Raw genomic sequence first — 8,400 nt, forward strand, 5'->3', positions numbered from 1 at the left:
GGGCTGAATCCCGAGCTGGCAGCCGGCTATTTTTTCGCGGCTTTCAATTTGGCCAGAAGACGGCGCAGATATTTGATCGTGGGTTTGTCCCTCGGCGCCAGTTTGCCTGTGCGGTCAAGCTCCAGCGTCAGGTCTAGCGCCTGCGACAACACAGCCTTCGGATTCTTCGCCACATAGGCATAGTTGATATAGGCCTGTACCAGATCGAATTGCCAGATCGCATTGTCCGGATCGGACAGGGCCAACCGCTGGCGGATGGCCAGGCTGGCTTCGAAGGCCTTCTTCGAGCCCTCATAGTGGCGCTGCTTGGTCTCCAGCAGGCCTATTTCCTCGAACGTGATCGACAGGTCGCGCTGCCAGTCGGAATTGCCCGGGTCGAGATTTGCCAACCGGTCGGCAATGACGAGACTGTCCTGGTAGTTCTGCAAAGCACCGGCGATATCGCCCTGGGCATCAAACACGCCGGCAATTTTTTCCAGACAGACCAACAGGTCGCGCTGCCAATCGGTGTTGCCTGGGTCGCTGGCGGCAAGGTCTCGCGCCGTGGCCAGCGCCTGCTGGTAGGCCTCCAACGCGAATGGCCAGTCCTTCTGGTCGCCGTAAGCATTGCCGATCTTGGCGTAACCGACCGACAGGTCGCGCTTCAAATCGGTGTCGTTTGAGTCGCGGCGCACCAGCGCTTCGGCGATTATTTGGCTCTTGTTGTAGGCGTCGAGCGCGCCCGCAGCGTCGCCACGCTCGCGCAGGACGTCGCCGATCCTGGTGTAGCTGACGGAGACGGCGCGCTGATGCCTGGGGTCGTCGGGGTTGTTCTGCGCCAGCGCCAGCCGAATTCTCAGGCTCTCTTCGAATGCAGTCTGGGCGCCATCCAGCTGGCCGGCGGTACGGGCAAGACCGCCGATTTCGTCGTAGGTAATGGTCAGGTCGCGCAGCAGATAGACGCTGTTCGGCTCGGCATCGGCCAATTGCTGCTTGATGGACAGGCTTTGCTGGTAGGCCTGGGCTGCCGCACCCAGGTCGCCTTGCGTGGCCAGCACATTGCCGATCTTGTCATTGGCCATGGCGAGATCGCCGAGCCAGTCCTTCTTGTCCGGCACGTCTGTGGTCAGGCCCTGCAACATGTCCCTGGCCGCCTCATAGTTTTGCAGGGAGGCCGGCAGATCGCCTTGCGCCATCTTGATGTTGGCGAACTTGATATGGCCGATGGCGAGGTCGCGCTTGACGCTCGGATCGGTTTCCTGGCGCGCTCGCTGCTCAAGATTGGCGACCAGCGCCGCAAAGGCGCGGCCGGCGGCGTCGGTGTTGCCGACCGTTGTGTAGAGGATGCCGAGCTCTTCCAGCGTGCGGCTTTGGCGGTCGGCCTGTTCCAGGCTGAGCGAGGTCTGCCCGGCTTCGCCATAGAGCGCCAGCACCGTTTCATAGTCCTTGATGGCGGTTGCATAGTCCAGGGTGGCACGCGCCGCGCCGCCCGAGAGAAATCGCGTCGCGGCTTCGGACAGGGTGCGGCTGACGAAATTGGCCTTCAACGCCTGGCGCGAGACATTGTCGACGTCGGCGGCCTTGGCGAGGATCACGCGTGCACCATCGAAAGCGCCGAGCGCCAACTGTTCCTCGGCCTGGCGGCGCAGTTCGGTCACCTGCGGGTCGTCGGCGGCCAGCGTCTTCATCTCGCCGCGCACCTTGACGAAGGCGTCGGCCGCCTCGCGCAGCTTGGCGTCCAGGCTTTCGCCGGAGAGATGGCTGGTGTCGGAACTGATCAGCGCGCCATAGAGCGGCGCCAGCGGCATGTCGGCATCGCTGGCGACCCGTTCGACCGCGCCGCGCATTTCCGGCGTCACATCGGCCATGGCAAGCAACAGCCGCTCGCGCTCCGGCAGTTGTTCCTTGGCCGCCGAGGCGAAGAACAGCTTCGGCAGCCCGCTCTCGACGTAGGGCAGCTGTTTTCCGCGCGAAAGGTCGTAGACCTCCTGCTGCACCAGCGTCAGCACCGAGCGGATTTCGAGCCCGTCGGTGCCGAGGTATTTGATCAGCGCCGCTGTAAAGGGCGAATTCGCACCGGTACCGTCGGCAGCCGTCTCGCCGGGCGCCGCCGAAAAGGCGAACAGGATGTTTTCCGCCTTGCCGACGCGTCCGAGGCCCGGCTTGATCTTGTCCACCAGGTCCTTGATCAGCGATGTGGCGCCACGCCCGTCGCCGTTGCCGCCTGTGAACGGATCGCTGCGGCAGGCGTCGAGCACGATCAGCCCGACCTTCGCCGTGGCGGCAACCGCATCGCGCACTTCCTCCAACGGCAGGCTGGTCTTCTCCAGCTGGTCGAGCGAGGAGGCATCGGCATCGACCGGCAGAAGACGGTTGTCGCCGGAGATTTCGACGCCATGGCCGGAGAAATACACCAGCGCCACGTCGGCGCCCATGGCGTCCTCGCGAAAATCGTCGAGAGCCCGGCGCATGCGCCTGAGATCACGATTGGTCTCGACCACGACCTCGAAGCCGAGCTTCTTCAGCGCCACTTCCATCACCTCGCCGTCATTGACAGGATTGGCCAGCGGCCGCACCAGCCGGTAGTCGTCCTCGGCAATGACCAACGCCACGCGCCGCTCCGCCACCGCTGTGGCGGTGGTCGCAAGCATCAACAGCAAGGCAAACAACAGGCGCAAATCGAACCGCCCCCGGCTCAGTCACCTGCCGACCATTCCACCTCTTTATGGCATGAGCAAGCCGGGGCCGGCTGCGTTACGTAGCCCGCATCGGCTTCAGCGCCCCGCTCCAGCGCGAGAGCTCGTCCAGCATGGTCTTGGTCCCACCCTCTACCTGCTCACTAGCCTGGAAGGAGCCGTCGCTCTCCAGCAGTTTCTGATACATCGGCAGCGCGACGCCTTCCGAGATGGGCATGACGCCCACCGCGGTCAGCAGCGGCTTCAGCGCCTGCGCGGCGCGCAGGCCTCCGGAAATGCCGCCATAGCTGAAGATGGCGGCTGGCTTGTATTTCCATTCGCGCGCAAGGTAGTCGATGGCGTTGACGATCGCAGGCGCCACGAAATAATTGTACTCCGGCGCCACGAACACGAAGGCGTCGGCGGCATCAATGACCTTCGACCAGGCTTTGGTGTGGTCGTTCTGGTAATTGCCGAGCCTGGGGTGATGCGGCTCGTCCAGAACCGGCAGATGGAACGTGGCAATGTCGGTCAGCACCGGTTCGAATTTGCCGTGCTCGCGGGCAAAATCCTCCAGCCAGTGGGCGAAGACCGGCCCGGCGCGGCCCGGCCGCGTGCTGCCGATTATGATGTTCAGCTTGTGCTTCAAGCGGACTCTCCTGGGCGATTGGCAGTAGCTGTTGGTAACTGTCACCTATGGCAGAGTGTCCAACCGGACAAGCCGCAACCGTTTCACCGGCGGTCACGATCCGATGAACACACCGTCTGTCGGGCACACCGGGCGCTGCAGCGTTTCAGTTTGCCGTTCGGTCACATGGACGCCCGGATTGCCAGCCACTACATCTGAGCTATCAGCGGAGCACCTCATGGACACGCAGCCCGTCCCCTTCGTGCCGCCGGCGCCCAGGCCGCGCACGACGCCGCCTTCGACGCTGGAGATGATGCGGATCGTCTACCGCAATCCGCTCGAACTGTGGGGCGAGCACACCTACAACGAGCCCTGGATTTCGGCGAATGGCGTCGGCGGGCATCTGATCGTCGCCAACGATCCCGGCCTTATCCGCCACGTGCTGATCGACAACGCCAAGAACTACAAGATGGCGACGGTGCGCCAGATGATCCTGCGACCGATCTTGCGCGACGGGCTGTTGACCGCCGAAGGCGAGGTGTGGAAGCGCTCGCGCAAGGCGATGGCGCCGGTGTTCACGCCGCGGCATATCTTCGGCTTCGCCGAGCCGATGCTGCGCCGCACGATGCAGTTCGTCGCCCGCTATGACGAAGGCGGCATGACCGATGTCGCCCATGACATGACGCTGCTCACCTACGATATCCTGGCCGAGACGCTGTTTTCGGGCGAGATTGCGGGCGAGCCCGGCAGTTTCGCGCAGGAGATCGACCGCCTGTTCGAGACCATGGGCCGCGTCGATCCGCTCGACCTGTTGCGCGCGCCCGAATGGCTGCCGCGGCTGACCCGCATCCGCGGCCGCAAGACCATGGCCTATTTCCGCAAGATCGTCACCGATACGGTCAAGATGCGCGAGGAGCGGCTGAAGCGCGACCCCGACACCGCGCCGCAGGATTTCCTGACGCTTCTGCTGCGCGCCGAAGGCCCCGACGGGCTGACGCGGGCGGAAGTCGAGGACAACATCATCACCTTCATCGGCGCCGGCCACGAGACCACCGCGCGGGCACTGGGCTGGACGATCTACTGCCTCGCCGAAGCGCCGTGGGAGCGCGAAAAGGTCGAGCGCGAGATCGAGGCCGTGCTGGCGCGCGAACCCGACCCAACGAAATGGCTCGAGGCAATGCCGTTCACCCGCGCCGCCTTCGAGGAGGCGCTGCGGCTTTATCCGCCGGCGCCGTCGATCAACCGCGAGCCGATCGAGACGGAGACCTGGAACGATCTGGTGCTCCCCAAGCGCGCGGCCGTACTGGTGATGCCTTGGGTCGTCCACCGCCACAGAAAACTGTGGGACATGCCCGACGCCTTCATGCCCGAACGCTTCCATCCGGGAAACCGCGAGAAGATCGACCGCTTCCAGTATCTGCCGTTCGGCGCCGGTCCGCGCATCTGCATCGGCGCCAGCTTCGCCATGCAGGAGGCGATCATTGCGCTGGCCATCATGCTGTCGCGCTTCCGCTTCGATGTGACCGCCGAGACCAAGCCGTGGCCGGTGCAGAAACTGACGACACAGCCGCAGGGCGGCCTGCCGATGCAGGTCACGCGGCGCGTTTAACGGCGCAACGCCTTGTTACGCGATACCGGCGGGCTTGCGCTGGAACTGGCCTGCGGCGCGGAAGCGCCAGAGATAGCTGGGCAGGATGGTGCCGATAGACTGCGGCTGGATGTCGAGGCCGGCAAGGTTCCGGTTGGCCTTGTTGGCCTCCTCCGACACGATGTTGGGCTGGCGCAGCAGCAGCACCTGGTCCTTGGTCAGCAACGGGTTGGGCAGCAGGCCGAGGATCGAGGCCTGCAGATTGGCCATCCACCACGGCACCGGTACCAGGAGCCGCTTGCGCTCGATGACGGTCAGCAGCTCTTCCATGCACTGCTTGAAGGTGAGCACTTGCGGCCCGCCGAGTTCATAGATCTGGCCACCCTTGACCTTGCCCTCGACCGAACGCGCCACGGCTTCGGCGACATCGCCGACATAGACCGGCTGGAACTTGGTCTGGCCGCCGCCGATCAGCGGCAGCACCGGCGAATAGCGCGCCATGTCGGCGAAGCGATTGAAGAAACTGTCCTCCGGTCCGAAATTGATCGACGGACGGAAGATGACGGCGTCCGGGATCGTCTCCAGGACGGCCTTTTCGCCGAGCGCCTTGGTGCGGGCATAGTCGGATTCGGCGTTGAGGTCGGCGCCCAGCGCCGAGATGTGGGTGAGCCCTGCGCCGACCGAGCGTGCGGCTTCGGCGACGGCGCGGGCGCCGAATTCGTGCACGGTGTTGAATTTCTGCCGGCCGCTTTCATGCGGGATGGCGACCAGATTGATGACATGGTCGGCGCCCTGCACGGCGCGGTCGACCGACCAGCGCACGCGCACATTGGCCTGCACCGGCTGGATCTGGCCGACATTGCCGAGCGGCTGCAGATGTCCCGCCAGATCGGGCCGGCGCACCGCCACCCTGATGCGGTAGCCGCGCTTGGCCAGCGCCCGCACGATGTGGCGGCCGACGAAGCCGGAGCCGCCGAAGACGACCACGAGCTTGGGGATCTGCAGGATTTCGGTCATGGCTGGCTCCGGCGCTCGAAAGCTTGGCTGAAGCCGTTTCATAGTCCGTTTTGGGCCAAAGGCAAAGGGTGACGCGTCGTCGCTGCCACCCTCTTATAGACCCTTCAGAACGCCTTGCCGAGGCGCGCGTCGACCGACTGGCGGTTGCCGCCGCGGATAACGAAGAACAGCAGGATCGCCGCCCATAGAAGCGACTTTTCAGCGCCGGAAAAGCCCTGGCCGACAGTGATCCAGTGGAACCAGACGGTGACCAGCAGCACGATCATGCCGGCAAAGGCGGCGGGCCGAGTCAACAGGCCGATGGCGATCAGAATGCCGCCGAAGAATTCGGTGCAGGACAAAAGCAACGACCAGAACGCGCCGGGATAGAAGCCGAGGCCTTCGACCATCTCGGCGGCGCCGAAAGGGTTGGTGATCTTCTGCGAGCCGTGAATGGTGAGAAACCCGCCGGCGACGACGCGCAGAAGGGTTTCGGCGCCGTCATGCAGCGACGAGTACAGGCGGCCAAACACCGGAATGATCAGTCTGCCGCGGGAGGCGTCGGTGGTTGCGGACATCGTAGCTCCTGTTGTTGTGATGACCTCTCGCAAACGCCCGATGGTCCCATCAAGTCAAGTTAACAAAAGTTAACTTTCACCGTCATGTTTATTGCTCACGGAGGGATGAAACGCAGAAAACCCCGCCGAAGCGGGGTTTTCCGGGCAGCATCAGGACGAAGCCAGGGGCCGACGGAGCGGCCTGACCTGAGACGGTATCAGGAGGGCGTGAAGCAAGTACGCCCACCCCAGCCCTGGACATCCGACATGGTGCCGCCGACCTGCTTGCAGGCCGCGATGAAGTCGGCGCTGCAATTGGCAAATTTGGCGTGGCCGTTCTTGCAGTAATGGTCCTCGGTTGCACCGCCGCTCGGAGCCGTGATGACGCCGGCCGAAGATGGCTTGACCGGCGCGGCCTTCAGGGAGGCCGCCTGGGTGGCGCCCATGAAAGAACCGAGCAGAAGGACTGCTATCAGCAGGGTGGTCTTGGTGTTGGTCATGATGATTTCCTTTGATTGCGGTTGATGTTTCCGGAGCGCAAAGGGCACACCCTTCGCGTGAAGCAGGCTTTCGATTTGGTTGGGTGTTTCCTCCGGTCTGGTTCGGGCAAGCTCACCTTGCCCTGGACAAGGATGGGTCGCCGCAAGACGCAAGAAGGTTCAGCAGGCGGCGCAAATGCGCGCCTGCCCGTCGCCAACCGGAAGGTCAGTTTAAATTGTTTGATAAAGAAGGATTCTTCAGCCCGAATAGCGCTCGGCGAATTCGGAAATGCGCTGCACCACGGCTTTGGGGGCGTTGATGCCGCGCGCCTGCGCCTTCTCCGCCGCTTCGGCCCGCGCCCGGCCCGGCACGTGCACGCCAAAGCGCCGGCGCAGCCGGTCGAGCTGGTCCTTCATGCGCTGCTCAAAATCCGGGTCGAGCAGCTTGGGCTCGACGGCGAGCACGAACAGGCCGGTTCCCGGGCTGTCCGGTCCGCCGGAGAACCAGGGCGCGTCGAGCGACCAGTTGGCGCCCGACAGGCCAGCCGCCAGCACTTCGACCATCAGCGCGATGTTGGCGCCGCGCTGGCCGCCGAAGGCCAGCATGGCGCCCTTCATGGCCGCGGCCGGATCGGTGGTCGGGTTGCCGCTGGCGTCCAGCGCCCAGCCTTCGGGGATCTTCTTGCCGTCCTCGGCCGCCTTGCGGATGTTGACGAACGCCGTGGCGCTCGACGACTGGTCGATGACCAGCGGCGCGCCATCGGCGGCGGGTGCCGCAAACGACATCGGGTTGGTGCAATAGACCGGCTTGACCGAGCCCGAGCCTGCCAGCACCGCCGGCCCGTTGGTGGCGGCGAAGGAGACCAATCCCAGCTGCGCCAGACGCCCGGTGAAATAGCCGAGCGCGCCGCAGGTATAAGCGTTCTTCTGCGAGAAGATGGCGACGCCGAACAGCTTTGCCGCCTTGGCAAGGTCATCGATGGTGCGGTCGAACCCGGTATGGGCGAGGCCGCCACGCGCATCGGAGAGATAGACGGCGAGCGCCGGCCTGGTGATCACCGGATCGGCATTGCCGTCGATGCGGCCGGCTTCCAGCGCTTCGAGGTAATCGATGAAATGGGTCAGCCCGACGGTCGAAAGCCCTTCCGCCTCGGCGGCAATGATCGAGGCGGTGAGCGACCGCGCCGCCTCCTCATTGGCGCCGGCGCCGAGCGCCGCCATCCGGCACAGCCCTGTTGCCTGGTCGAGAGAGAGTTGCATGGTGCGGACCCGATTGGTGGTGAGAGTGAGTAGGGAGTAGTCAGTAGGGAGTAGCGAAAGCAAGCGGTTTCCCGGTCATATGCTGACTACTCACTACTGCCTGCTCACTATTCCCTAGCTGTTTGATCCCAGGCTTTGATGGCGCATACTTTTCGTCCGAATCAAAGGATGCGCTATGGGCCAGGTTCTTCATGGGAGCGCCACGACGACAGAGGCGATCCGTCGAGCGATACAGCAT

General features: G+C 64.2%; 8 protein-coding genes. 1 reads left to right on the top strand and 7 read right to left on the bottom strand.

Annotated features, from left to right (window positions below; translation table 11 throughout):
* Positions 1–26: 26 nt before the first annotated feature.
* Positions 27–2,657, bottom strand: coding sequence for a caspase family protein (locus tag NKJ18_RS29465; RefSeq protein ID WP_352761095.1), 2,631 nt, complete (start codon positions 2,655–2,657; stop codon positions 27–29).
* Positions 2,658–2,733: 76 nt separating this feature from the next.
* Positions 2,734–3,303: an NADPH-dependent FMN reductase gene (locus NKJ18_RS29470; protein WP_023683526.1), complete on the bottom strand. Its 570-nt coding sequence runs from the start codon at positions 3,301–3,303 to the stop codon at positions 2,734–2,736.
* A gap of 217 nt (positions 3,304–3,520) precedes the next feature.
* Between NKJ18_RS29470 and NKJ18_RS29475 the strand changes: the two genes are divergently transcribed.
* Positions 3,521–4,891, top strand: a complete 1,371-nt coding sequence (locus NKJ18_RS29475; RefSeq protein WP_023671330.1) for a cytochrome P450 — start codon at positions 3,521–3,523, stop codon at positions 4,889–4,891.
* Positions 4,892–4,906: 15 nt separating this feature from the next.
* On the opposite strand, the gene NKJ18_RS29480 is transcribed toward NKJ18_RS29475, so the two are convergent.
* The 5 genes from NKJ18_RS29480 to NKJ18_RS29500 all read right to left on the bottom strand — a co-directional run.
* A complete protein-coding gene (locus tag NKJ18_RS29480; RefSeq protein ID WP_023671329.1) occupies positions 4,907–5,887 on the bottom strand; it encodes a complex I NDUFA9 subunit family protein in 981 nt (326 codons plus the stop codon).
* Between the two features lie 104 nt (positions 5,888–5,991).
* Complete coding sequence (locus NKJ18_RS29485) at positions 5,992–6,444, bottom strand: DoxX family protein (protein WP_023671328.1); 453 nt, start codon at positions 6,442–6,444, stop codon at positions 5,992–5,994.
* A gap of 197 nt (positions 6,445–6,641) precedes the next feature.
* Positions 6,642–6,923 carry a hypothetical protein gene (locus tag NKJ18_RS29490; protein WP_023671327.1) on the bottom strand — a complete coding sequence of 94 codons (282 nt, stop codon included), beginning with the start codon at positions 6,921–6,923 and terminating at the stop codon, positions 6,642–6,644.
* Positions 6,924–7,160: 237 nt separating this feature from the next.
* Positions 7,161–8,162 (bottom strand): Ldh family oxidoreductase, encoded by a 1,002-nt coding sequence (locus NKJ18_RS29495; protein WP_023714560.1) that lies wholly within the window; start codon positions 8,160–8,162, stop codon positions 7,161–7,163.
* Between the two features lie 40 nt (positions 8,163–8,202).
* Positions 8,203–8,400: hypothetical protein (locus NKJ18_RS29500; RefSeq protein WP_352761099.1), on the bottom strand; the 198-nt coding region annotated here is incomplete at its 5' end.

Source organism: Mesorhizobium sp. M0217 (genome assembly GCF_040321955.1).
In the GTDB taxonomy this organism is placed as follows: Bacteria; Pseudomonadota; Alphaproteobacteria; order Rhizobiales; family Rhizobiaceae; genus Mesorhizobium.

What these genes read in the sequence shown, in the direction of transcription:
- NKJ18_RS29475 (WP_023671330.1), top strand. Translation starts at nt 3,521, where the DNA reads ATGGACACGCAGCCCGTCCCCTTCGTGCCGCCGGCGCCCAGGCCGCGC.
- NKJ18_RS29480 (WP_023671329.1), bottom strand. Translation starts at nt 5,887, where the DNA reads ATGACCGAAATCCTGCAGATCCCCAAGCTCGTGGTCGTCTTCGGCGGC.
- NKJ18_RS29485 (WP_023671328.1), bottom strand. Translation starts at nt 6,444, where the DNA reads ATGTCCGCAACCACCGACGCCTCCCGCGGCAGACTGATCATTCCGGTG.
- NKJ18_RS29490 (WP_023671327.1), bottom strand. Translation starts at nt 6,923, where the DNA reads ATGACCAACACCAAGACCACCCTGCTGATAGCAGTCCTTCTGCTCGGT.
- NKJ18_RS29495 (WP_023714560.1), bottom strand. Translation starts at nt 8,162, where the DNA reads ATGCAACTCTCTCTCGACCAGGCAACAGGGCTGTGCCGGATGGCGGCG.